Origin of the sequence: Pseudomonas helleri (assembly GCF_009600315.1) — a bacterium.
Taxonomy (GTDB): domain Bacteria; phylum Pseudomonadota; class Gammaproteobacteria; order Pseudomonadales; family Pseudomonadaceae; genus Aquipseudomonas; species Aquipseudomonas helleri_A.
The window spans coordinates 1-22955 of record NZ_WIWC01000012.1 but is presented as its reverse complement, the minus strand read 5'-3'; the positions used below and the strand labels follow the sequence as shown (position 1 = coordinate 22955).

Annotated in this window: 24 protein-coding genes and 1 pseudogene; 22 read left to right on the top strand and 3 right to left on the bottom strand. The window is 57.5% G+C overall.

What is annotated here, in order from left to right; all coding sequences use genetic code 11:
• The first annotated feature begins 39 nt into the window (after positions 1–39).
• The 18 genes from GHN86_RS09830 (at position 40) to GHN86_RS09750 (ending at position 17311) form a co-directional block, all read left to right on the top strand.
• The gene (locus GHN86_RS09830; RefSeq protein WP_323369511.1) at positions 40–1026 is read left to right on the top strand and encodes a bifunctional MaoC family dehydratase N-terminal/OB-fold nucleic acid binding domain-containing protein; all 987 of its coding nucleotides are present in this window, start codon (positions 40–42) and stop codon (positions 1024–1026) included.
• Between the two features lies 1 nt (position 1027).
• A complete protein-coding gene (locus tag GHN86_RS09825; RefSeq protein WP_153381933.1) occupies positions 1028–2161 on the top strand; it encodes an acyl-CoA dehydrogenase family protein in 1134 nt (377 codons plus the stop codon).
• Complete coding sequence (locus GHN86_RS09820) at positions 2133–2552, top strand: MaoC family dehydratase (RefSeq protein WP_153381931.1); 420 nt, start codon at positions 2133–2135, stop codon at positions 2550–2552. Before GHN86_RS09825 ends, GHN86_RS09820 begins: the two co-directional genes overlap by 29 nt.
• An 18-nt stretch (positions 2553–2570) precedes the next feature.
• Positions 2571–3749 carry a lipid-transfer protein gene (locus GHN86_RS09815; protein WP_122784355.1) on the top strand — a complete coding sequence of 393 codons (1179 nt, stop codon included), beginning with the start codon at positions 2571–2573 and terminating at the stop codon, positions 3747–3749.
• Position 3750: 1 nt separating this feature from the next.
• Positions 3751–4920 (top strand): acyl-CoA dehydrogenase family protein, encoded by a 1170-nt coding sequence (locus GHN86_RS09810; RefSeq protein ID WP_153381929.1) that lies wholly within the window; start codon positions 3751–3753, stop codon positions 4918–4920.
• A gap of 187 nt (positions 4921–5107) precedes the next feature.
• On the top strand, positions 5108–6298 hold the full coding sequence (locus tag GHN86_RS09805) for an acyl-CoA dehydrogenase family protein (RefSeq protein WP_153381927.1): 1191 nt from the start codon (positions 5108–5110) through the stop codon (positions 6296–6298).
• Positions 6299–6309: 11 nt separating this feature from the next.
• Entirely contained in the window at positions 6310–7437 is a 1128-nt protein-coding gene (locus tag GHN86_RS09800) for an acyl-CoA dehydrogenase family protein (protein ID WP_153386485.1), read from the top strand.
• A gap of 37 nt (positions 7438–7474) precedes the next feature.
• Positions 7475–9163, top strand: a complete 1689-nt coding sequence (locus GHN86_RS09795; protein ID WP_153381923.1) for a class I adenylate-forming enzyme family protein — start codon at positions 7475–7477, stop codon at positions 9161–9163.
• Between the two features lie 86 nt (positions 9164–9249).
• On the top strand, positions 9250–10632 hold the full coding sequence (locus GHN86_RS09790; RefSeq protein ID WP_153381921.1) for a DUF1329 domain-containing protein: 1383 nt from the start codon (positions 9250–9252) through the stop codon (positions 10630–10632).
• Positions 10633–11165: 533 nt separating this feature from the next.
• The gene (fliD, locus tag GHN86_RS09785; RefSeq protein ID WP_323369965.1) at positions 11166–12146 is read left to right on the top strand and encodes a flagellar filament capping protein FliD; all 981 of its coding nucleotides are present in this window, start codon (positions 11166–11168) and stop codon (positions 12144–12146) included.
• On the top strand, positions 12146–12490 hold the full coding sequence (gene fliD / locus GHN86_RS23955) for a flagellar filament capping protein FliD (RefSeq protein WP_323369964.1): 345 nt from the start codon (positions 12146–12148) through the stop codon (positions 12488–12490). The genes fliD (GHN86_RS09785) and fliD (GHN86_RS23955) overlap by 1 nt, the downstream gene beginning before the upstream one ends.
• Positions 12491–12498: 8 nt before the next feature.
• Positions 12499–12882 carry a flagellar export chaperone FliS gene (gene fliS / locus GHN86_RS09780; RefSeq protein WP_153381917.1) on the top strand — a complete coding sequence of 128 codons (384 nt, stop codon included), beginning with the start codon at positions 12499–12501 and terminating at the stop codon, positions 12880–12882.
• A complete protein-coding gene (locus GHN86_RS09775) occupies positions 12866–13183 on the top strand; it encodes a hypothetical protein (RefSeq protein WP_153381915.1) in 318 nt (105 codons plus the stop codon). Before fliS ends, GHN86_RS09775 begins: the two co-directional genes overlap by 17 nt.
• Before the next feature lie 3 nt (positions 13184–13186).
• On the top strand, positions 13187–14263 hold the full coding sequence (locus GHN86_RS09770) for a flagellar hook-length control protein FliK (protein ID WP_153381913.1): 1077 nt from the start codon (positions 13187–13189) through the stop codon (positions 14261–14263).
• Between the two features lie 65 nt (positions 14264–14328).
• Entirely contained in the window at positions 14329–14793 is a 465-nt protein-coding gene (locus GHN86_RS09765; protein WP_228384988.1) for a flagellar basal body-associated FliL family protein, read from the top strand.
• An 8-nt stretch (positions 14794–14801) separates the two neighbouring features.
• Positions 14802–15536 (top strand): FliA/WhiG family RNA polymerase sigma factor, encoded by a 735-nt coding sequence (locus GHN86_RS09760; protein ID WP_153381909.1) that lies wholly within the window; start codon positions 14802–14804, stop codon positions 15534–15536.
• Between the two features lies 1 nt (position 15537).
• A complete protein-coding gene (motA, locus tag GHN86_RS09755; RefSeq protein WP_323369509.1) occupies positions 15538–16413 on the top strand; it encodes a flagellar motor stator protein MotA in 876 nt (291 codons plus the stop codon).
• The gene (locus GHN86_RS09750) at positions 16400–17311 is read left to right on the top strand and encodes an OmpA family protein (RefSeq protein WP_153381907.1); all 912 of its coding nucleotides are present in this window, start codon (positions 16400–16402) and stop codon (positions 17309–17311) included. The genes motA and GHN86_RS09750 overlap by 14 nt, the downstream gene beginning before the upstream one ends.
• Positions 17312–17358: 47 nt before the next feature.
• Here the strand turns inward: GHN86_RS09750 and GHN86_RS09745 are convergent, their stop codons facing one another.
• A complete protein-coding gene (locus tag GHN86_RS09745) occupies positions 17359–18153 on the bottom strand; it encodes a winged helix-turn-helix domain-containing protein (RefSeq protein WP_153381905.1) in 795 nt (264 codons plus the stop codon).
• A gap of 151 nt (positions 18154–18304) precedes the next feature.
• Entirely contained in the window at positions 18305–19180 is an 876-nt protein-coding gene (lafA, locus tag GHN86_RS09740) for a lateral flagellin LafA (RefSeq protein WP_153381903.1), read from the bottom strand.
• Positions 19181–19584: 404 nt separating this feature from the next.
• On the opposite strand from lafA, the gene GHN86_RS09735 reads away from it, so the two are divergent.
• The 4 genes from GHN86_RS09735 to GHN86_RS09720 are packed head-to-tail and all read left to right on the top strand — an operon-like array spanning position 19585 to position 22759.
• Entirely contained in the window at positions 19585–20745 is a 1161-nt protein-coding gene (locus GHN86_RS09735) for a DegT/DnrJ/EryC1/StrS family aminotransferase (protein WP_153381901.1), read from the top strand.
• Entirely contained in the window at positions 20742–20963 is a 222-nt protein-coding gene (locus GHN86_RS09730; protein ID WP_153381899.1) for a phosphopantetheine-binding protein, read from the top strand. Before GHN86_RS09735 ends, GHN86_RS09730 begins: the two co-directional genes overlap by 4 nt.
• A gap of 3 nt (positions 20964–20966) precedes the next feature.
• Positions 20967–22007: a ketoacyl-ACP synthase III gene (locus GHN86_RS09725; RefSeq protein WP_153381897.1), complete on the top strand. Its 1041-nt coding sequence runs from the start codon at positions 20967–20969 to the stop codon at positions 22005–22007.
• Positions 22004–22759: an SDR family NAD(P)-dependent oxidoreductase gene (locus tag GHN86_RS09720; RefSeq protein WP_153381895.1), complete on the top strand. Its 756-nt coding sequence runs from the start codon at positions 22004–22006 to the stop codon at positions 22757–22759. The genes GHN86_RS09725 and GHN86_RS09720 overlap by 4 nt, the downstream gene beginning before the upstream one ends.
• Here the strand turns inward: GHN86_RS09720 and GHN86_RS23400 are convergent.
• Positions 22756–22955: pseudogene (locus tag GHN86_RS23400) on the bottom strand (hypothetical protein); the annotation flags it as partial. The gene GHN86_RS09720 and the pseudogene GHN86_RS23400 sit on opposite strands and share 4 nt — an antisense overlap.

Below are 22955 nucleotides of genomic sequence, written 5' to 3'. Positions count from 1 at the left end.
GACCAGTGGGTTGCCGTTCTCTACACGCAGGAGACGAACGTGGCTGATTCTCAATTGCTAACCGACGTGCGCGCCCTGGTGGGGCGTGACTATGGTCGCGTCTACGCCTGGGACGAGGTCAACGCCCCGATGATTCGCCAATGGTGCGAGATCATGGGCGTCGACAACCCGCTGTACACCGACCCGACCACGGCTGCCAACAGTGAGCAGGATGGACTGGTGGCACCCGCGGCGATGTTGCAGGTGTGGTGCATGGAAGGCTTGCATGCCAACAATTACCCGCCGGGCTCGACCACCGAAAACCCGTATGAAGTGCTCAAGCTGATCGAGGGCTACGGCTATCCGTCCGTGGTGGCGGTCAACTCCGAGCTGACCTTCAACCGCAACCTGCGTCCGGGCGAAAAGCTCTATTACACGACGCGTCTGGACGCCGTGGGCGACGAGAAAACCACGGGGCTGGGCACCGGTTTTTTTGTCACCTTGGTGATGAGTTATTTCGTCGAGCACAAAAGCGGCGACGAGGCGGTGGGCGAGTTGTTGTTTCGCGTCTTCAAGTTCCGCCCGGCCACGGATCACAGTGTCAAGGCCGAGCCAGCCAAGGCTGAGCCCGCGCCGGTGATCAAGCGTCCTAAACCGGGCATGAGCGATGACACACGGTTTTTCTGGGAAGGGTGCGATGCGGGCAAGTTGCTGATTCAGCGCTGCACCCAATGCCAGACCCTGCGCCATCCTCCTGCGCCGGTGTGTATCGAGTGTCACTCCTTTGATTGGGACAGCGTTGAGGCCAGTGGCCGCGCCAGCCTGTATTCCTTTGTGATCATGCATTACCCCGAAGTCGCGCCGTTCGATCATCCCAACCCCATTGGTTTGATCGAACTTGAGGAGGGTGTGCGTCTGGTGGCGGGGCTGGCGGGTGTAACCCGTGAGGACCTGCGTATCGGCCAGGCCTTGCAACTGGAGTTCCAGACCTTCGACGGTGAAATGACCTTGCCGATGTTCCGGCCGGTCGCCGGGCAGGGGGCTTAGCATGGATTTTGAATTGACCGAAGATCAGCGCGCGATTGCCGAAATGGCGCAAAGCGTGTTTGCCGACTATTGCACCGATGACCGCTTGCGCCAGTTCGATGCCCGCGATGACGCCTATATGGAGCCGTTGTGGCAACTGTGCGTAGAGACCGGTTTGCAGGCCTTGGCCATCCCGGAAAATCAGGGCGGCAGCGGGCTTGGAATGACCGAGTTGATGTGCGTTCTGGAGGCGCAAGGGCGAGCACTGGGGCAAGTGCCGTTGTGGCGCCATCAATTGGCAGCCGCAACCTTGGCCCAGTTCGCGGACTCGGCCCTGCACGCCTGGGCGGTTGAGGCGGCGGCGGGACGTACCTTGCTGACCCTGGACCTGAGCGGGCTGAACACGGCACACGGGATGACGCTGCACGCGCAGCCGGTGGCAGGCGGATGGCGCCTGAGTGGCCGGGTTAGCGCTTTGGCGCTGGCTGAACAGTCTCAGGCTGCTGTGCTGTTGGTCAGCGTTGAAGGCCAGCCGCGTCTGGCGTTTGTTGAACTGGCTGCACAGGGAATCACCCATGTGCCGGGGCGTATGACCCACGGCGAAGCGATCGCCGATTTGCAGATTGACGGGCTGTCCATCACCGCGCAGCAATTGCTCCCGGTGGCCGCTCTGGACTGGCTGGAGCCGCGCAGCACGGCAGCATTGGCGGCCTTGCAGTTGGGCGTCAGCGCCGAACAAATCAGCCGCACGGTGGCGTACGTCACCGACCGCCGCCAGTTCGACCGCAGCATAGGCAGTTTTCAAGCGGTGCAAATGAGCATGGCCAACGCCCATATCGCTCTCGAAGCGTTGCGCAGTTGCCTGTGGCAATTGTGCTACCGCCTTGACGCCGGTTTGCCTGCGCCGAGCGAAGCGCTGGCCACCGCTTGGCAGGCCTGTGAAGCGGGCCATCTGATCGGGCATAACGCTCAGCACGTACATGGCGGTATCGGCGTCGACCTGACCTACCCGATGCACCGTTTTCTCTACTGGAGCCGCGCGCTGGGCAGTGCCCTGGGCGGATCGGCAGCAAGCCTTGAACGCCTCGGCGATTGGCTGAGCCATAACGACAAGCTGGGATGGAAATATGACCTTGAAGAACACCAAGCGCTTTGATGACGTGCGCCCCGGCGAAGCACTGCCGCCTCTGGCGATCCCGATTACCGTGGGGCTGGTCACGGGCGGCGCGATTGCGACCCGCGACTATTTCCCCGGCCACCATGACCTCCACGCCGCGCAAGCGCTGGGGTCACCGCATATCTTTATGAACATCCTGACCACCAACGGTCTGGTGCAACGCTATGTCGAAGAGTGGGCCGGCCCGGCAGCGCGTTTTGCGTCGCTGAAAATCAAGCTTGGCGCACCCAATTACCCCGGCGATTGCATGACCTTCAACGGCGCCGTAACGGGCCAGGATGCCGCCACCCGCACGGTGGAAATCACCCTCAGCGGCAAAAATTCCATGGGCAACCACGTGACCGGTACGGTCGCGCTGGTTCTGCCTTGATAGCGGGAGACAGCACTCATGACGCAATCGTCACTTTCCGGTAGCGCAGCCATTGTCGGTTTGGGCGCCACTGAATTTTCCAAGAACTCTGGCCGCACCGAGCTGCGTCTGGCCATGGAAGCCACATTGGCTGCGCTTAAAGACGCCGGTATTGATCCCAGTGAAGTGGAAGGGTTCAGCTCGTACTCCGTGGACAAGGTTCCGGAATACGAAATTGCCCGCCTGCTGGGTTGCAAAGACGTCAAGTTCTTCTCCCAGGTGCCCCACGGCGGTGGAGCCGCCTGTGCGCCGATCATGCATGCCGCGATGGCCGTCGCCACCGGTGTGGCCAAGGTGGTGGTGGTGTATCGCGCCATGAACGAGCGTTCGTGGTATCGCTTCGGCAGCGGCAGTTACGGTTTTGCGTCCACGCCGATTTTTGAAAACGTCAACTATGGCTGGTACATGCCCCACGGCTTGCATACACCCGCGTCGTGGGTCGGTATGTTTGCCCAGCGTTACATGCACACCTATGGCGCGACCTCAGAAGATTTTGGCCGCGTGGCCGTGGCCGTCCGTGATTTTGCCGCGACCAACCCGGCGGCGTTTTTTTATGGCAAGCCAATCACGCTGGAAGAACATCAGGCGTCACGCTGGATCTGTGAGCCGCTGCACTTGCTGGACTGCTGCCAGGAATCGGATGGCGCAGTGGCGATGGTGATTACCTCGGCCGAGCGCGCCAAAGACTTGCGCCAAAAGCCGGTGATGATCAAGGCCGGTTCTCAGGGGATTACCTCTGGCCAGCAAATCATGACCTCGTTCTACCGCGATGACATCACCGGGTTGCCGGAGATGGGCGTGGTGGCCAAAGAGTTGTATCGCCAGTCAGGCCTTGGCCCAGAGGCCTTGCAGACAGCGGTGATTTACGACCATTTCACCCCGTTTGTATTGCCTCAGCTGGAAGAGTTCGGCTTGTGCGAGCGGGGCGAAGCCAAGGAATTTATTCGCGCGGGGCACCATGCCCGTGGCGGCAAATTCCCGATCAACACCCACGGCGGGCAGTTGGGCGAGGCCTATATCCACGGCATGAACGGCGTGGCGGAAGCGGTACGGCAAGTGCGTGGCAGTGCTGTCAATCAAGTGGACAGTGTTGAAAACGTACTGGTCACGGCCGGTACGGGCGTACCCACCAGCGGTCTGATTTTGGGAGCAGCCTGACATGTACGTCGACCTCACGCCCGCGCAACACGCCCTGCGCCATAAAGTGCGCGATTACTTCCAAAACCTGATGACGCCTGAGCTGCGTGAGCAATTGCGCGGCAAGGAAGGCGGCGAACTGTACCGTAACACCATCCGCCAGATGGGCCGTGACGGCTGGCTGGCCGTGGGCTGGCCCAAGGAACATGGCGGTCAGGGTTACGGCCCGACCGAGCAGTTTATCTTCTTTGAAGAGGCCAATATTGCTGGGGCGCCGCTGCCGTTTGTGACCATCAGCACTGTGGGCCCGGCCTTGATGGCCCACGGCACCGAGGCACAAAAAGCCAAATTTCTGCCGGGCATTGCGGCAGGTGAAATAATTTTCGCCATCGGTTATTCAGAGCCGGATGCGGGCAGCGATCTGGCGGTACTGAAAACCACCGCCCGGCTTGAGGGCGACACCTTCGTGGTGAATGGCAACAAACTCTGGACCTCGGGTGCCGAGTCGGCCGATTACATCTGGCTGGCCGCGCGTACCGACCCGGAACGGCCACGGCACAAGGGCGTGTCGATCCTGATTGTGGACACGCGCGCAGAAGGTTTCTCCAGCACCGTCATCCCCACCACCAGCAATCCGACGGCGGCGACTTATTACGACAACGTGCGGGTGCCCCACGACATGTTGGTGGGTGAGTTGCACGGCGGCTGGAAGCTGATCACCGCGCAACTGAACCATGAGCGTCTGGGGCTGGGTGCCTGGTCCGACAAAGTGGTGGGGTTGTTTCGCCGGGTTTTGATGTGGTCCCGGGAGGCCGATGAAAACGGCGTTAAAGCGACCGACAAAGCCTGGGTGCGGGCCGGGTTGGCGCAGTGTTATGCCCGACTCGAAGCGATGCGCCTGATCAACCTGCGCATCGCTGCCGACCTGGAGCATGACCGCATGGATGTGGCTCTGGCGTCGACCACCAAGGTCTATGGCTCGGAATCGGGCATCGAGATTCTGCGCGTGCTGAGCAACATCGTCGGCGCCAACGGGCTGGTACGCAGCGGTTCGCCTGCGGCGTTGATGCAAGGCGATCTGGAGTACGAAGTGCGTGCCTCTGTGACTCTGACCTTTGGCGGTGGCACCAACGAGATCCAGCGCGAGCTGATTGCCCAGTTTGGTTTGGGTATGCCGCGCACTCAGCGTTGAACGCCCCCCCATTCGCCCCGTAGCAGCGGTCGAGTAGAACGAGGCCGCGTCCGACTGCTCAGCAGTCGTAAACAGAGGCAATACGGTGTGTCAGGCATACCGAAAAGTCAGGATTTACGAGGACTTCGTCCCCGAACGCAGCCTCGCAAAACTCGACAGCTGCTACGAATTCATCAGAGGTAATGACATGAGCGCGATTGAACAGTTCAGAGAGCAGACCCGTAGCTGGCTTGAGGCCAATTGCCCGCCGTCCCAGCGCAAAGCCATTCCTGAAGGGGAGATGGTGTGGGGAGCCCGTGATGTCGAGTTCCCCGATGCTGACGCTCAGCTATGGTTCGAGCGCATGCGTGACAAAGGCTGGTTCTGCCCCGACTGGCCGCAAGCCTACGGCGGTGGCGGCCTGAGTCCGGAATACAACGCCGTTCTGGAAAGCGAGCTACGCCGTCTTAAATGCCGCCCGCCGCAAATCAACCTGGGGATCTGGATGTTGGGCCCCGTGTTGCTGGAGTTCGGCACTGAAGAGCAGAAACTCAGCCTGTTAACCCCCATGACCCGTGGCGAAGTGCGTTGGTGCCAAGGGTTTTCCGAGCCTAATGCCGGTTCTGATCTGGCCAGCCTGAAAACCACTGCCCGCGATGAGGGCGATCACTTTGTGGTGGATGGCAGCAAGATCTGGACCTCCTACGGCGACAAGTCGGACTGGATGTATGCACTGGTCAGAACCGATGGCAGCGCCAGTAAACACGCGGGCATCAGCCTGATTGTGCTGGACATGAAAAGCCCCGGTGTGAGTGTTGCGCCAATTGATTTGATCAGCGGTAAATCGGCGTTTTGTCAGGTGTTTTTTGACGCCGTGAAAGTGCCCAAAAGCCAGTTGATTGGGCCTTTGCACGGCGGCTGGAACCTGGCCAAACGCTTGTTGCAGCATGAGCGCAAAGCCATGTCCAAGTTCGGCGAGTTCAGCTTGCCGACGCATTTCAACCTGCGGGCGCTGGTGCAGGAGTACCTGCCTGAACCCAGCGGATTAAGCGAGTCGGCGGTGGCGGCGAGGGCGGTGGCCTGCACGATGAACGAGCACAGCTACAACCTGACGGTGCAACGCATGGGTGAAGAAGCCCGTGCCGGGCAAGACGTCAGCGGATTGATGTCGATCATGAAACTGGTGCACACCGAACAGGAACGCGAAAAGTTCGAGGTGCTGCTGGATGTCATGGGGGTCAATGCGCTGGGCTGGGACAAGGCTGCGTTCAGTCCTCAGGAACAGGCGATTACCCGCGGTTGGTTAAACAGTTTTGCCCTGACGATTTCTGGCGGTGCGTCGGAAATTCAGCTCAATGTGATCGCCAAGCGGGTCTTGGGCCTGCCTGAAGTCAAGTAAGGATCCAGACCATGAACCTGCTTTATAGCGAAGATCATCGGCTGTTGGCCGACAGCGCCCGCGAGTTTCTGGCGGCGCGCAGTCCCGTGTCCCGTCAGCGCGCCTTGCGCGACGAGAGCAGTCAACTCGGCTTCGACAGCCAACTGTGGCAAGAGGCTGTAGCTCTGGGCTGGAGTGCAATTCCGTTCCCGGAAAACCTCGGCGGTCTGGATTTCGGCTGCATGGGCCTGGGCCCGATTTTTGAATCCATCGGCAGCAACCTAAGTGCGTCACCCTTGCTATCAAGCGTGGTGCTGTGCGGTTCTTTGTTGCACCTGCAAGGCAATGCGCAACAGCAGGATCGCTGGTTGTCGGCCACCATCAGCGGCGAGCAGCGTCTGGCGCTGGCACTGGACGAGCGCCCACGGCACAACCCCGCGCAGCTGGCGGTGCAAGCCGTGGCCAATGCGCAGGGGTTTTGTCTGAACGGGCAAAAAACCTTCGTGATCGACGGGGTAGGGGCTGATGGCTACCTCGTGGCTGCAGGTAATGCACAGCAAGGCGTCAGCCTGTTTCTGGTGCCCGCCGGTGCGCAGGGTTTAAGGGTTGAACCCTTGTCGCTGATTGACTCGCGTAACCACGCGCACGTGCAACTGGAGCAGGTGCAAGTTGGGCCAGATGCCTTGCTGGGTGATCTGGGGTCGGCCGGTGCGGCGTTAACCATCGCACTGGATCGCGGCCGTGTGTGCCTGGCGGCCGAGATGCTGGGCATGGCTGAAAAACTCTTCGCGTTGACCCTCGATTACCTGAAAACCCGCGTGCAGTTCGACGTCGCCATTGGCTCCTTTCAGTCCCTGCAACATCGGTCGGCCCAGCTCTATGTGGAGCTGGCACTGGCACGCAGCGCAGTGATCGCCGGTTTGGCTGCGCTGGACGATAGCGCTTTGAGCGAGGTGGAGCGTCAACGACTGGTGAGCCTGGCCAAATGGAAGGCCGGGCTGATGGCCGTCAAGGTGGCCAATGAAGCGGTGCAAATGCACGGCGGTATTGGTGTCACTGACGAACTGGATGTCGGTTTGTTTCTCAAGCGCATTCGTGTGGCACAGGCTTGCCTGGGGGATGCCGATTATCACTGCGAGCGTTATGGCGCACTCGCTTGAACCGGTGTGCAGGGGTTCAAGCCCGGAGACTAACAAGATGAAACTTGAACAATGGCAGAACGCCTGGGATCAACTGATTGGTCCCGGGTCGCCTTATGAAGTGCTGACGCCTGTGGCTGGTGGCCCCAGGCACTTTCGTCATAGCGCTGAAAGCGTCTGGGCTGCAATTGACACTGGCCGGGTTCACGCGGATCGCGAATTTCTGGTGTGGGAGCAACAACGCCTGACCTTCACCCAGTTTTTTGATCAGGTCGATCGTCTGGCGGGCCAGCTGGTGCACCGCTTTGGAGTGCGCAAGGGCGATCGTGTGGCGATTGCCATGCGTAACCAACCGGCCTGGCTGGTGGCGTTTGCCGCAATCCAGCGTTGCGCTGGTGTGTGTGTGCCTTTGAACAGCTGGGGCCTGCGCGACGAATTGTTCCATGGGTTGCAGGACAGCGGTGCGCACCTCTTGCTGTGCGACGAGCCGCGCCTGCAACTGCTCAAGGATGACCTGCGCGAACACGGTTTGGCGACGGTGGTGGTGGGCATGGACCCCAACCAGCCTCGCGACGAGCATTGCCAGCGTCTGGAAGAGCTGCTGGCTGAGCCGTTGCGGGATGCGCCGGTGCCGAGCGTCAAAGCTGATGACCCGGCGATGATCCTATACACCTCGGGCACTACCAGCTTGGCCAAGGGCGTGCTGTCGACCCATGGTGCGGTGTGTCAAGCTCTGGTTGCGCTGGAGTTTCAAGGCGTTTTCTGCGCGGTTAGCTCACCTGAGCGCATCAGTGTCGTCATCAACAGCGGCTTTGCCCCGACCACCCTGATGGCGGTGCCGCTGTTTCATGTCAGTGGGCTGCACGCCCAGTTCCTGCTGGCCCTGCGTGGCGGTCGACGGCTGGTGCTGATGTACAAGTGGGACGTGAACAAAGCCTTCGACCTGATCCGCGACGAACACTGCACCCAGTTCAATGGTGCCCCGGTGATGATGCAGCAACTGCTGACCTCGCCACGCTTCGGCAGTGCCGATACCCAGAGTCTGTACGGCTTGGGTCTGGGCGGGGCGGCACCCTCGGCCAGCCTGTTGGCGCACTTGACCCAACGCAAACCCGAGGCCGTCGGTGGCAGTGGCTACGGTCTGACCGAAAGCAACGGTATCTGCGCGGCCATTGGTGGTGATCAGTTCATCTATAAGCCTGCGTCGGCTGGCTGGCCCTTGCCGATTGTCGATGTGCGCATTGGCGATAACCCGCAGCGGCCAATGCCTACGGGCGTCAGCGGGCTGATTTGGGTGCGCTCGCCGACCTTGATGACTGCCTACTGGAATCTGCCTGAAGCCAGTGCCCGGACCTTGAGTGATGGCTGGCTCGACACCGGCGATATTGGCCATCTGGATGACGAAGGTTTTCTCTATATCACTGACCGCGCCAAGGATTTGATCAACCGTGGCGGCGAGAAAATTTCCGCAGCCGAGATTGAATCCTGTGCGTGTGAAATGCCCGGCGTGATTGAAGCCGCCGCCTTTGCCGTGCCGGACGATGTACTGGGCGAGGTGGTGTTTGTGGTGGTGCGCGGCCATGCGGGCGACTGCCCCGACAGCGAAGCCGTGCGCGGGTATTTTGCCCAGCGTCTGGCGAGCTACAAAGTGCCGGCACAGATCCATGTGCAACACACCCCATTTGCTCGCAATGCGTCGGGCAAGCTGCTCAAAGGATTGCTCAAAGAAGTGCTGGTAACGGCCTGATTAGTCTTTGTGGACGATGTGCTCGCCGGTGGATGGCGAAGAATGGACCCATACCCAGCAAGCCTTATTCGCGTAGGAGGCAATACATGAAAATAACAAGAACAGGCGTAGTGCTCGCAGCCACCCTGGCCGTCAATGGCCTCGCCATAGGGTCGGCATTCGCTCAGGTATCGCCCGCCGAAGCGGCCAAACTGGGTAAAGAGCTGACCTGTGTGGGGGCCGAACAGGCCGGCAACGCGGCGGGTACTATCCCGCCTTACACCGGCAAATACCTGGGGGAAGTGCCGGGTTGGAATCACGTCAAATTTTCCGGCGACCAGCCGATTGATCCCTATGCCGCTGAAAAACCGATTTTGGTGATCACGGCGCAGAACATGGATCAATACGCCGACAAGCTCACCGAAGGCCAAAAAGCGCTGCTCAAGCGTTATCCGACCACCTACAAGATGAATATCTACCCCGGCCACCGTGATTACCGCTACCCGGATTATGTGTGCAAGCGGGTCATGAGCAACGCCTTGAACGCTAAGCTGGTGAACGATGGCATGGGCTTCGAGGGGTTGGGGCAAGTCCCGTTCCCAATTCCGAAAACCGGCATGGAAGTACTGTGGAACCACCAACTGCCAGCCCGTGCCTGGACCGAAGAAAAAACCAGCGATTTGGCCTCGGTCTTGCCTAACGGTAGCATTGGCTGGGGCCGTGCCTTTGCCCGTAACTTGTCCCAGGCCAACTCGCCGGTGGTTGAGCCCCAGACTTCGGGCAAGATTCAGTCGATGAGCAACAACCAGACCCTCAAGCCTGCGCGTGACAACGGTACGTTGAACATCGCTCACGAACCCTACAACTTCTCCACCGATCAACGTCAGGCCTGGACCTACAGCCCTTCAACCCGGCGCGTGCGCCAATTGCCGGGTTACGGGTATGACCAGCCGATGATCGGCACCAACGGCACCATGACCGTCGACGAAGACCGTTTGTATAACGGCTCGCCAGAGCGCTTTAACTGGAAGTTGATCGGCAAGCGCGAAGTCTACATCCCGGCCAATGCCTACAAGGCGAACGCCGGTACGGTCAAATACGCCGACATGCTGACGCCCAACCATCCCAATCCGGACTTGATGCGCTATGAACTGCGTCGTGTCTGGGTCCTTGAAGCGGACCTGAAAGAAGGCTACCGCCATGTGTATGGCAAGCGTGTGCTGTTTCTTGACGAAGACACATGGCACTCGGTTCTGGCAGACAACTACGACGCACGCGGCCAGTTGTGGAAGCACGCCATGATCAACTATTACTACCACCCGGACATGAGTGCCTGGCAGGCGGGTTCGCAGTTCTTTATCGACTTGAACTCGGGTCAATACACCGGCTACGGCATGACCAACGAAGCGAAGAAAGGCCCGATTCTCAACGAGGGTAAATTTACCCCCGACCAGTACACCGCTGACGCGGCACGGGCGATGGGGAGGTAGGCCAGGCTGTAACCCTTAAGCACGATCAAAAGCCCTGTCGGTTAGACGGGGCTTTTGCGTTTTGGGTGCTGGGGCTTGACCCAGCGTTTGGCAATCATTTCCAGCGTGCTGCAAAACACGAAGCACACCCGCGCGATAAGCATGAATATTTCGCTTCGTTTTTGAGCTGGTTTTGCTTGTGCTCTTGATTTGCCGCCCCGCTCGCGAGTGCCTACGCAGGGGCCCAGTGTCGTCCTCACTGTTTCGGTGGCCGCAGTGACATTGTTCTTAAAATAAAAAGCTAAAAGCGAATTTATCCTCCCCTTGATCCCCTCTTAAAACTTCTTGGCCTTAATCACTCCCCGCTTTATGTCGCCTTTAAACCCTGCTGACTTCTGAGTTGAACAATGCGGAAACCCCCTTTCCGGCCAACTTCATCCCTCTAGGTCCAAACCGGAAGTACCGCTTCACAAAAACAAAAAATAATCAATATAAAACAACAAGTTATCTATTGGCACTGGTTTTGCTGATGAGCAACCAAGGAGAGCACGTACATGGCTATTGATACCGACTACATCCAGGCTCAAGCCAAACTTCTGGCTGAATATGAAGTCCAGCGCGAGTTGGCGCAGGCCCAGCGTAACGAGACCAAATACAAAGCCCAGCTGGAGGCAGTCACCGCCCTGGATACAGCGCTCAAAGCTTTGGGCAATGCGATTAAAAGCTTCAAGGGCGCCGACAAAAGCATGCTGATCAATGCGGCTACTTTCAGCGCTGAAGGCATCGCCAGCGCCACGGTGGGTGCCAGCGCCAAAGAGGGCAGCTATCAGTTTTTTGTCGAGCAACTGGCCAGTCGGCATCAGGTCTCGCTCAGCGGGCTGGGTGATGATGCCGCCGACTCGGGCAACTTGTATATCAAGCAGGACGGCGTCGAGTTTGCCGTCGATCTCGCCGCTGCGGACAGTAACGGCGATGGCGCTCTGTCCCAGGAGGAGCTGGCTTCGGCAATTAATAATCATCCGGATAACGAGGGCGTCAAGGCCACGCTGGTGCGCAGCGGCGGTGAAGTGACGATGGTGCTGAGCGCCGAAGAAACAGGCGAGCAGTACGCCATTGAAATGCGCACAGATGCCGCAGGCAGCCCGCTCGAAGCCAGTCTGGGAGCCGCCAAGGAATTGTCCAAGGCCCAGGACGCCATTATCTACCTAGGGGCAGACGCCAACGGGATGAAGCTGCAGCAAAGCTCCAACACCTTCAAGGACATGATCGAAGGCGTAAGCCTGACGTTCAGCAAAGTGCATGAGGCCGGGGACGAGCCGCTGACCGTCAATATCAGCCGTGACCAAACAGCTACCAATGACAAGCTCAATGAGTTTGTCACTGCGATCAATACGATGTTGAGCACCTTCGATGAGCTGACCGGCTCAGGAGGGGAAAACGGCGAGCGCGGCGCACTGGCGGGCGACTCCAGCATCCGTGCCATAGAGGCCATGCTCAACTCGGTCTGCGCACGCCTTTTGGCGGCGTTACGTTGATGGAGTTTGGTGTGCTGGCAGGGTCGGACGGCAAGCTCAAGCTGGATACCAAAGCTTTCGAAAAAATGCTGGATGCAAACCCGGAAGGTTTCGAAAAACTCTTTTCAGGTTCGGGAAACTTGCTCGAAACCCTCGATAAAAGGCTCGGTACTTATACCAGCGGCAGCACAGGGGCCATGAAGGCGCGCAAGGATAACCTCAATAACCTGCTGCAACGTGTCGACGAGAAATACGAGGATCTGGAAATCAAATACCAGAATCACTATCAGCGCTATCTCAAGCAGTACACCCAGTTGGCGCAGGTGATGGCGGCGATGGAACAAACCTTCAGCATGTTCGGATGATCTGAAAAATGAATGACGGCTATGACCACTACCGCGCAATCGACCTCGACACTCAAGTGTCTTGCGCTTCTCCTTATGAATTGGTGCTGGTGTTGTTCGATGGGCTTCTGGATGAGTTGTCTCGCGCCCGTGGACACATTGAAGCCCGGCATTTCGACCTCAAAGGCCAGTCGCTGGAGAAGTGCATGAACATCATCAACGCACTCAACAGCACCCTCGATCATGAACAGGGTGGGGAGTTGATTGTCAGTCTATCGTGTGTTTATGACTATTGCCTGCATCGTCTGGTTGAGGTCAGTGCTTCGTTGTCGGTCAGCGGAATAGATGAAGTAACGCACCTGCTCGAGCAGATTCGCGAAGGGTGGGAGGGTGTCAATGCCATCCGCAGCTGAGTTTAGTCGTCTGGCCCAGCTGCAAGGGTTGCTCGCCGAAGCCCTGGCCAGGGAGGACTGGGTGCGTATCAGTGAAGTCGACGGGTGGATACGGCTTTGCCTTGAGCGCTTGCAGGATGCCCAGCCCTTCAACGACGAAACCCGACACAAACTGGCGCCGCTCAAGGCGTTGCACGGTCATGCCTTGCAGGCGTGCGCCCGCGAGTGTGCGCGTTTGAGCCAGATATTGGCGAACCACACTGACTATGCAGAAGGGCGTCAGGCCTATTCGTTGGCAGACAGTCTGCAAGGAGTGAACTAGGCCATGTCCGCATCGCTTTCTTTGCTCGGCGGTTTCAGCCAGCCGGCGGCGCAACCTGCGCCTGACGCGGGTGTGGAGGGTGCAATCGAGGCCCTCGTGCAGGTGATCTATACCCCGCAAACGCCGGAGCTTGAGTTGCCGTTGCCGTTGCCGTTGATGGACATGCCCGCCGAGGCCGTGCAGCTACAAGATCAAGAGGAGCAAGCGCCCGCTGTCGAGGTGCTGGCGGACCCACAGCAATGGCTGCTTATGATGCTCAACCAGCAAGCGGTCAATGTGCAGGCCCGCGACTCAAACGCAGCGTCTGCACCGCCCCCGTCTCCTGCGCGCGTATTGACGCGACTGGCGGTAGATGCCGGCGTATTGCAGAGGTTAAACGAGCCGACGCCATTACCTGATGCGCCCTTGACGCTTAACCGCACAACTCAGGGTGAACCCATGGCGTTGTCGCTCGATCCTCAGGTTTTGGCGGCTGCACGTGAAGGAGCGGGGGCGACCACGCCCGTCAAGACCGCTGTAACAGCCGTACCCGCTGAGGGCCAGTGGGCTGGCATAGCGAAGCCAGGTTTAGTGAGTTCCGAGCGAGCTGACGCGACGGTGACGCCGATTGCCCTGACCGGCGCGTCACCCTTGTCAGAGCCTGTGCTTGAGCGCGGGCTTAAGCTGGTGGCCCCTCAAGCGCGCTGGGGTGAGCAGATGCTCAATGCCTTGCGTGAAACCGTTGAGATCCAGGTTCAGCAGCGCTTTCAGCAAGCCACGATTCGTCTGGATCCACCGGAGTTGGGCAGCCTTGAGATCTTCATCAGTCATGAGTCCGGTCGCTTGAGTGTGCATATATCGGCCGCCCAGACCGATGTTGCTCGCTTGCTCGCGCACTCCAGTGAGCGCATGCGTCAAGAGTTAGTGCAGCAAAATCTGCTTCACGTTGACGTACAGGTTTCGAGCGATTCACGAGGGCAGTCGTCTCGAGAACAGGCGCGCCAGCAGTCTGAACCCGCCATCGCTCAGGCGATCGATGAAGCGCAGATACCTGAGATCGTACCCACAGGGTATGGCAGTGACGTACTTGTCACGGTGTAACAAAAAATACGGCGCTTGCGCCACACCCAAATTCAACTCGAAGTGGATTGAAAGACTGTATGCGGATGCCACGTGTAATTTTGTTAATCGTAGGGCTGAACATGGTCATCACGTTGGGAAGTGTCGTGTTTGGCTATCTGTATTTGCGCCCTGACAAGACCTCGGACGTTGAGCAGGTGCAAAAGGTTGGCGAGGCTACGATTGCTCAGGATCCAGCTAACTATGTGTTTTATCCGGTAGATAAAATTGTCGTGAATCTGCGAGGCGACGACCGCGAGCACTACTTTGTGCTCGATCTCGCCTTGCAAGGGGATGCCGAACAGTCCGCGAGCGCATTCAAGCAGGCCGAGCTATTGGTGCGCAATGCAGTGGTTGGCTCCTTGTCGACGCTCCCGCTCAATCAACTGCGTGCGTTGTCGCTCACTGATCTGCAATCACGTCTTGAGCAAGACCTGCGCAAAAGTTTCAGTGCCAAAGGACTGGGCATACCGTTCACGTCGGTACTGGTCAGCAAGATGCTGGTGCAGTAATTGCCCACATGAATAGCGATCGTCTGGCTGATTACGGCCCCGATGCGGGCGACCCTTGCGCGGTAGTTACAGCGCCTGAAGCTGAACAGCGCTGGATAGTGAACTACCTTCCGCTGGTCAAACGGATAGTCAATCAATTGTCTCTGCAAACCAGTCAGGTGCTTGATCGTGAAGACATGGAGCAGATTGGCCTGATGGGTTTGCTGGAAGGACTGCGTCGCTATGGCGTGCCCGATGAGCACTTTGCACGCTTTGCAGCGCTGCGAATTCGGGGTGCCATTCTTGATGAGTTGCGCAGGCTTGATTGGCGCCCGCGGCAAGTTCGCCAGCAGGCTCACAAAACCCGGGATATTTTGCGCAACCTGACGCGCCAACTGGGTCGCCAGCCCCGCGATGAGGAAGCCTTGCAGGCCACGGGGCTGAGCCCTTCGCAGTTTCAGGCGTACTTGCAAGCCGAGGCGGGAGAGGCGCTAGAGAGCCTGGATGCCCTGTTGCTGGACACCAGCCGGGACTTTCATAACGGCGACGCCAGTGTCGAGGCAATCGTAGGCAACCAACGAATGTTGATTCAGGCGCTGGACGAGCTGAACGAGCGGGAGCGGCTGGTATTGACCCTCTACTACTTGCACGAGCTGAACCTGAAGGAAATCGGTCTGGTGCTCGACATCAGTGATGCGCGTGTGTGCCAGCTGAGCAAACAGGCCATTGATAAGGCCAGAACCTTCTTAACCAAGAGTAATTAACGTGCAGAAACTGTTAGGTGCATTGATCATTATCGGCTGCGTGCTGGGTGGTTTTGTGATTGCCGGAGGGAGCATGTCCGTGTTGTGGCAGCCCTCGGAAATGCTGATCGTGGTGGGGGCTGCCCTGGGTAGCATGATTATCGGAAACCCCAAGGAAGTGCTGCTTGAGATGTGGGTGCAGGTCAAAGGGGTGTTCTCCTTTCGCCGTCGCGGTGAGGCGTTTCAGCGAGAGTTGCTGATGCTGCTTTATGAACTGCTCGAAACTGTCGACATGGGTGGGCTTAAAGCGCTTGATGCGCACATTGAAGAGCCGGATCAGAGTGATCTCTTCACAAAATACCCGCTGATTTTGCAAGAGAAAAACCTGATGGCATTTATTGCCGATAATTTCAGGTTGATGGCCATGGGAAAAATCAGCGCCCATGAACTTGAAGGTTTTCTTGAGCAGGAACTCGACGCCATGCACGAGGCTTTGCTGCTGCCTTCACGCTCGTTACACAAAGTGGGCGAAGCCATGCCGGGATTCGGCATCTTGGCGGCAATCATGGGCATCATCATCACCATGGACAGTATTGGTGGCTCGGTGGCTGAAATCGGAACCCACGTGGCAGCAGCATTGGTAGGTACGTTTCTCGGGATTTTCTTTTGTTATTGCATGATGGAGCCGCTGAGCAATGCAATGGCGCAGCGCATCAGAACCGAGATGTCAGCCCTGGAGTGCGTGCGCACGACCCTGGTCGCCCATGTGGCCGGCAAGCCAACGCTGTTGGCGGTGGATGCGGGGCGCAAGTTGATTGAGCAGGACGTCAAGCCGGCCTTCCAGATGTTGGAAAGGTGGGTGACCAGTTTTGAGGACGGACGCAATGAGGACGCGTGAAGACAAACACACCCCGATTATTGTCAAGCGTCGCAGCAAGCGGGGGCACAACGAACACCAAAGCGGTGCTTGGAAAGTAGCCTTTGCCGACTTTGCGCTGGCGATGATGGCGCTGTTTATGGTGCTGTGGGTTATTCAGCCGCAAGCCGACGCGGAGCGCATTGCAAAGGGTGTGCTGGCATCATCGGTGATTGAAGGTGGAGCAGGGGTGTTCGACGATCTGAGCTCAGTGCCTGTGGCATTTGAAAGCTTGCCGGAATTTGATTGGGTGCCGCGCCGTCAAGACGTGCAGCTCAGCGACTCCCGCTCAGAGGCTGTACAGCGTTATGACAGCGAGGCAGACCTCCAGGCGTTGGCCAGGCTTATGGCCTTGCTGGCTGAGAGCACTGATTCGAAGTCCAATCTCGAAGTGCATGTAGTGCCTCAGGGTTTGAGAATTCTGATCAAGGATGATGACAAGCGATTTATGTTCGAGCGAGGCAGCGCGACGCTTGACCCGCACTTTCGCAGCCTGCTGGCTGCGCTGGCGCAAGCGCTGGCCAAGGTGCAGAACAAGTTGATTATCAGCGGGCATACCGATGCCGTCCCGTACCGGGATTCACGCGGTTATGATAACTGGAATCTATCCGGCGAAAGGGCCTTGCAAGCTCGCAGTGTACTGGTGAACTCAGGGTTACCGGTGCAAGGTATTTTGCAGGTGTCGGCGCAAGCCGATGTCATGCCTTTACGACCTGAAGACCCCATGAGCGGGGCTAACCGGCGTATTGAGTTGCTGGTCCTGACCGAGCAGGCAGAAACACTCTATAAGCAGTTGTTCAACGAAAACTTCGCGCACTATTCCCCCGGTGCCGTTGACTATGTAGAGCCCGTCCCAACACCCACTGATAAGCCTCATTAGCCCTGCCCGGTACAATGCGCAGCCGTTTGGCTGCGCATTGCCGGTCGTCAATGGACGGGCTGAGTGACCCCTTCTATGCATTCGCGCAGTTGGTTGTCGCTGATGGTGTGAAGTTGATCATCCTGCAAACTTATATAGTTCGCACCTGATTGGCCTGAGCAGTAAATATGGTAGGTCTCATCGTCGATCGTCACGATTGACAACTCCAGCGGCTTGCTGCTCATGCTCACGAGCCGTGTGCTGAGGCCGCGCGTCACGTTGATAAGGTGTTTGAGTTGGTCTTTCTTTGTCTCGACATACATCACCGTGTGATCCCCCACAATGTGCAGGCTGGCAAATAATTGGCTGGGATGTGCGATCAGGATGTAACTCACAAACCCTGCTGTAGCCATTGCCCGGATAGCCCACTTGTGCTGGATTTCAGTGCGTGAAACCGACCGTAATGAAAGCGTTTGCCCCCTGTCGCTTTGAATGTCTGGAGGCGTGACCGCGCTCTGGGCCACAACGAAGTCAGGATTAAACCGATAGCCGCGCCGCGTGACGGTCTGAATGATCTTTCGATCTTTTTCATCGCCTAAAATTTTGCGCAAGGTATAGATCTGCTGATTTAGACTTCCCTGGCCGACGATACGATTGGGCCAGGCGTAGGCGGTCAAGGTGTCGCGGTCAATCATTTCTCCCGGCTCTTGCATCAATCGGTCAAGCAGTCGGCCGCCGGAAAACCCCAAGTCTATGATTTGTCTGTTGGCACTTTTGTACAGGGTCAATGTGCAAAGTGCTGAGCAGAAAAAAGCCAGGCACTCGCCATGCCCGGTCTTCAAGTTCGCGGAGAGTGTGTTCATAGGGGTAGGCTTCTCTACGATAAAGTCAGAGAATTTTCCAGCGCTGGGCGAAAGAATGATGCAGGACGTTTCTTTTTTTTGTGTAAACCATCAGATTTTTTCCAAAAAAACGCCCTTGATTGCAAGGGCGCTTTCTTGTTCGGGGACGGCTTTAGCCCAGCAATGACATGACCAGGCCAGGCATTTGACCGGTTTGCTTGAGCATGGAGATGCCCGACTGCATCAGCATCGAGTTTTTGCTCATCATGGCGCTCTCACTGGCGAAGTCGGCATCCATGATGCGTCCTCGGGCCATTTCAGTGTTGTCTTTCATGTTGGCCAGGTTGTTGGCGGTATGAGCCAGACGGTTGATGTTGGCGCCGAACTGGCCGCGTAACTCACCGACGTCTTTCAAGGCTGCGGACAGTACGTCGATCTGAGCATTAGCAGCGCCGCTGGTGCTGATTTCAGTACCAGGTGTACCCGAAGTCGTGTAGTTCGAGGACAGACCGTCCAAGGTGGTGCCCAGGGCGGCGGCTTGTGCTGTGACGTCCAGGGTCAGTGTTTCGGCTGCAGTTGCGCCGATCTGGAAGCTGACAGCGGCACCGAATTTACCTGTGGCACCGTCCTTGCCGAACAGCTTCTCGCCCGCGTAAGACGTGTTCTCCATGATGTTGCCGAGTTCTTTACCCAGTTCATCGTATTCGGCCTGCATGGCTTTACGATCGTCGTCGCTGTTAGTTCCGTTGGCAGATTGTGTGGCCAAGTCTTTCATACGTTGCAGGATGTCGGTCATCTCGCCGAATGCGCCATCGGCGGTTTGCAACAGCGATGATGCGTCATTCACGTTACGACCGGCCACAGCCATGCCTTTGGTTTGAGCGTTAAGGCGAGTGGCAATTTGCAAGCCTGCTGCATCGTCAGAGGCGGAGTTGATTCGCAGGCCAGTACCCAGGCGTTGCTGGTTAATAGCCAATGCGTTGTTGGTTTTGTTCAGGTTGGTCTGAGTCAGCAACGATGAGTAGTTGGTATGAATGGTAAGAGCCATGGTCAGTATCCTTGGTTGCACTGAGGTGAATGCAGGCGATAAGTGCCCGCTCACCCTACAAAGGCGACGCACTATTGATGAGCCTTAAGTTTTATTTGCGCGTTTTATAATCCGAGTGCTCAGCCCTGAACTTGAAGGAAGCGTGATTTCCGCATGCCCGGCAAAGGGGCAGTTAAAAGAGGAAGTAATTAGCACTTTGCAGTAACGAGATATCTTTAAAACTATATTTAAATCAGATGCTTATATTTTATTTTGGTGTTGGCACGAGGTCTGCAGTTGCCCGGAAAGACCGGTTATAGCTGTTCATAAGAGTGTCAGTTATTTGCCCGTAGACAGGCACACGTTGGCGGAGTTTTACGCTTGACGGTTTATCCGATTCGCACGCTTATTCGAAGTCAACGCTCATGAATAAAGACCTGTATGTCAGCAGTCCACTCCTGCCCGAACTGGATGATTTCATTCCGTATTTGCGTGATATCTGGGACAGCAAACGTTTGACCAATCTGGGGCCTTTTCACCAGGCCTTTGAACAGGCTCTTGCGGATTACCTTAACGTTGAACATTTATCATTATTCAACAATGGCACCACCGCGTTAATGACTGCGCTGCAAGCTCTGGCCATTGAGGGTGAAGTCATTACCACCCCTTACACCTTTGCGGCCACCGCCCATGCACTGGTATGGAATCGGTTAACGCCGGTGTTTGTCGATATCGATCCGCAGACCTTCAATCTCGATCCCGCCGCTATTGAGGCGGCGATCACCCCGCATACCCGCGCTATTTTGCCGGTGCACTGCTATGGCGTGCCCTGCGATGTTGCCGCTATTGGGGAAATCGCCCGGCGTCATGGCTTGCGGGTGATCTATGACGCGGCTCATGCCTTTGCGGTTCAGGATGGGCAGGGCAGCGTGTTGCGTCATGGCGACATGAGTATTTTGAGCCTGCATGCGACTAAGGTTTTCAACACCTTTGAAGGCGGCGCCATCATCAGCCCGACGCTTGAAACCAAGCGTCTGGTGGATCAGCTGCGTAACTTTGGGTTTGTCGATGAAACCACGGTGGTCGCCTGTGGCATCAACGGAAAAATGAACGAAATCAGCGCCGCTTTTGGTCTGTTGCAACTGACCCATATTGATGCGGCACTGCAACGTCGCGCCACGTTTGACGCGTTGTACCGCGACCGTCTGGATGGAGTGCCAGGCATTACGCTATGCCGTGAATCCGACAACCATGGCTACTTCCCCATTTTGATTGAAGATGCCTATCCACTGAGCCGTGACCAGCTATACGACGCCTTCAGGCAACAGCAGATCTATACCCGCCGTTATTTCTACCCGCTGATAACAACCATGGCCGCCTATCGCCAGCGTCAGCAGGCTGTTTTCCATGCTCTACCTGTGGCCACTCATGTCGCGCAGCGAGTGATTTGCCTGCCCCTTCATCCCGATTTAACCCTGAACGATGTTGAACGTGTGCTGGCCGTGATCTGTGAGGCTCCATCGGTACCCCTCATTTCTCGCGCTACGCCCCTAACCGTGTCTGATTCGAAGAGACTGCAACCATGAGTACTGAAGCCTTTATCGCCAACTTTATTGATGCCACCGACTTTCAGGTGCCTGTCGACATTACGCTGGACACACGGCTGTCGGCTTTGGCCGAGTGGGACTCCCTCGCTGCGCTTGGAGTCATTGTGATGTTTGACATGATCTATAAAAAAAGCGTAACCGGCGAAGACCTGTATGCCGCCACCACGGTCGGTGATTTGTACCGCAAGGTGGGTTAAGCCATGCCTCAGTGCACCCTGAATCACGTCCGCTTTAGTGGCATGGCCACATGCGTGCCCAGAAACAGCGTCTCCAATCTACTGGATTGCAAACCGCAGCTGCGCGATGAGCGTGAGCGGTTGGTACGTAATATCGGGATCGAGTTTCGCCGCGTGGCACCCAGTTGGCAGTGCTTCTCGGATTTGGCCTTTGACGCCGCGCAGACGCTGCTTGACGCCTTGAATTGGCAGCGCAGTGAGATTGATGCGTTGATTGTGGTCACCCAATCCCCAGACTATCGGGCGCCTGCCACCGCCATCATTTTGCAGGATCGCCTGGGATTGCCCCATTCAACCCTGGCCTTTGACGTCAATCTTGGGTGCTCCGCGTATCCCTATGCGCTGCACCTGCTGGGCTCGATGATTGCCAGTGGCAGTGTCAAAAAGGGCCTTGTGTTGGTCGGTGACTGCACCTCCACGCCCAACGATCCTTTGTTCTCCGATGCGGGCACGGCGACAGCGATGGAGTTCGATGCCCACGCTGCACCCATGTACTTCGATCTGAACAGTGATGGCAGTGGTTATCAGGCCATAATTCTGCCAGTGGGAGGTCACCGAGAGCCGACCGCCATCGAGCATCTGCTGCCGCACCGTCAGGATCCGCAAGCGCTTTGGCGCCGGCCTTTGGACCTGATACTCGATGGTCCGGCCGTACTGACATTTTCGACGCAGCGCATCCCGCCTGCTGTCGAAAAATTGCTGGAGTACGCACACGTCAGCAAGTCGCAAGTGGACTACTTCATCTTCCATCAGGCGAACCGGATGATTAACGACACCTTGCGCAAAAAACTTGAGTTGCCCGTTGAAAAGGTACCCAGCAGCCTGCGTGATTTTGGTAATACCAGCGGTGCGTCCGTACCGTTGACCATGACCGCACGCCTCCATGAACAGCTTGAGAGCGGACCTCACCGCTTGCTCCTGTGCGGTTTCGGGATTGGTTTGTCGTGGGCGACCTGCCTTGTGGATATAGACGGCGCGTGCTTTCCGGCATTGATTGAATCATGAGTGCGTACAACCCCTTCAGCCTGCAAGGCAAGCGTGTACTGGTCACAGGGGCGAGTTCCGGATTTGGTCGGGCGATTGCTTTGGGCTGCGCAAACATGGGTGCAGAGGTGATCGCTACAGGGCGCAATGTAGAGCGTCTCAGTGAAACACTTGAGCATCTTAACGGCATCTCCTCCCTTGGCCATCGTGCTGTCATCGGTGACCTGACCGAACCGCATGACCGAGCGATGCTGGTGGAGACATTGGGTGAGGTACACGGGGTTGTGCACAACGCGGGCACGTCTGTCATTTGCCCGACGCGGCAGATGACCGAGCAGCACCTGCGGGATCTGCATCGACTCAATGTGGAGTCGCCGATGTTGCTGACCCAGGCGCTGCTTCGCAAAAACCTGATCGCGAACGACGGCGCCATTGTTTTCATTGCGTCGGTAGCCGCGTTTCAAGGTGTACCCGGCGTAGGGGCCTATTCGGGCACCAAGGCCGCGGTCATTGCGATGGCGCGTTGTCTGGCGCTGGAAGTGAGCAAACGTCGTATTCGGGTTAACTGCCTGGCGCCGGGATTGGCCAACACACCCTTGTTGGACTCACTGCGTAAATCGCCGGCCTCCGTGAGTGAACAACTGGCGAGTTACCCGTTGGGTTTTGGTGAACCGGAAGACATTGCCCATGCCGCTATTTTTATGTTGTCAGGGGCGAGTCGCTGGATAACGGGTGCCACGTTGGTAATGGATGGAGGGATGAGTGTGCGTTAAAGCGCAAGCAATTGATCGGCATCAACACCAGTTTTTGATCCGCTTTTGATCCGCTTTTGATCTGGTTTTTGATCTGGTTTTTGATCTGGTTTTTGATCTGGTTTTTGATCTTGATCTGCCGCCCCGTCGGGAGGCCGAGAGGAGGTTTCGCGGAGTGGGTCGACCGGCATGGATGCCGGGAGAGCCGTGTTGGGCC

Excerpts from the sequence above, each read along its gene's own strand:
- GHN86_RS09825 (WP_153381933.1), top strand. The coding sequence starts at position 1,028 with ATGGATTTTGAATTGACCGAAGATCAGCGCGCGATTGCCGAAATGGCG.
- GHN86_RS09820 (WP_153381931.1), top strand. The coding sequence starts at position 2,133 with ATGACCTTGAAGAACACCAAGCGCTTTGATGACGTGCGCCCCGGCGAA.
- GHN86_RS09815 (WP_122784355.1), top strand. The coding sequence starts at position 2,571 with ATGACGCAATCGTCACTTTCCGGTAGCGCAGCCATTGTCGGTTTGGGC.
- GHN86_RS09810 (WP_153381929.1), top strand. The coding sequence starts at position 3,751 with ATGTACGTCGACCTCACGCCCGCGCAACACGCCCTGCGCCATAAAGTG.
- GHN86_RS09805 (WP_153381927.1), top strand. The coding sequence starts at position 5,108 with ATGAGCGCGATTGAACAGTTCAGAGAGCAGACCCGTAGCTGGCTTGAG.
- GHN86_RS09800 (WP_153386485.1), top strand. The coding sequence starts at position 6,310 with ATGAACCTGCTTTATAGCGAAGATCATCGGCTGTTGGCCGACAGCGCC.
- GHN86_RS09795 (WP_153381923.1), top strand. The coding sequence starts at position 7,475 with ATGAAACTTGAACAATGGCAGAACGCCTGGGATCAACTGATTGGTCCC.
- GHN86_RS09790 (WP_153381921.1), top strand. The coding sequence starts at position 9,250 with ATGAAAATAACAAGAACAGGCGTAGTGCTCGCAGCCACCCTGGCCGTC.
- fliD (WP_323369965.1), top strand. The coding sequence starts at position 11,166 with ATGGCTATTGATACCGACTACATCCAGGCTCAAGCCAAACTTCTGGCT.
- fliD (WP_323369964.1), top strand. The coding sequence starts at position 12,146 with ATGGAGTTTGGTGTGCTGGCAGGGTCGGACGGCAAGCTCAAGCTGGAT.
- fliS (WP_153381917.1), top strand. The coding sequence starts at position 12,499 with ATGAATGACGGCTATGACCACTACCGCGCAATCGACCTCGACACTCAA.
- GHN86_RS09775 (WP_153381915.1), top strand. The coding sequence starts at position 12,866 with ATGCCATCCGCAGCTGAGTTTAGTCGTCTGGCCCAGCTGCAAGGGTTG.
- GHN86_RS09770 (WP_153381913.1), top strand. The coding sequence starts at position 13,187 with ATGTCCGCATCGCTTTCTTTGCTCGGCGGTTTCAGCCAGCCGGCGGCG.
- GHN86_RS09765 (WP_228384988.1), top strand. The coding sequence starts at position 14,329 with ATGCCACGTGTAATTTTGTTAATCGTAGGGCTGAACATGGTCATCACG.
- GHN86_RS09760 (WP_153381909.1), top strand. The coding sequence starts at position 14,802 with ATGAATAGCGATCGTCTGGCTGATTACGGCCCCGATGCGGGCGACCCT.
- GHN86_RS09750 (WP_153381907.1), top strand. The coding sequence starts at position 16,400 with ATGAGGACGCGTGAAGACAAACACACCCCGATTATTGTCAAGCGTCGC.
- GHN86_RS09745 (WP_153381905.1), bottom strand. The coding sequence starts at position 18,153 with ATGAACACACTCTCCGCGAACTTGAAGACCGGGCATGGCGAGTGCCTG.
- lafA (WP_153381903.1), bottom strand. The coding sequence starts at position 19,180 with ATGGCTCTTACCATTCATACCAACTACTCATCGTTGCTGACTCAGACC.
- GHN86_RS09735 (WP_153381901.1), top strand. The coding sequence starts at position 19,585 with ATGAATAAAGACCTGTATGTCAGCAGTCCACTCCTGCCCGAACTGGAT.
- GHN86_RS09730 (WP_153381899.1), top strand. The coding sequence starts at position 20,742 with ATGAGTACTGAAGCCTTTATCGCCAACTTTATTGATGCCACCGACTTT.
- GHN86_RS09725 (WP_153381897.1), top strand. The coding sequence starts at position 20,967 with ATGCCTCAGTGCACCCTGAATCACGTCCGCTTTAGTGGCATGGCCACA.
- GHN86_RS09720 (WP_153381895.1), top strand. The coding sequence starts at position 22,004 with ATGAGTGCGTACAACCCCTTCAGCCTGCAAGGCAAGCGTGTACTGGTC.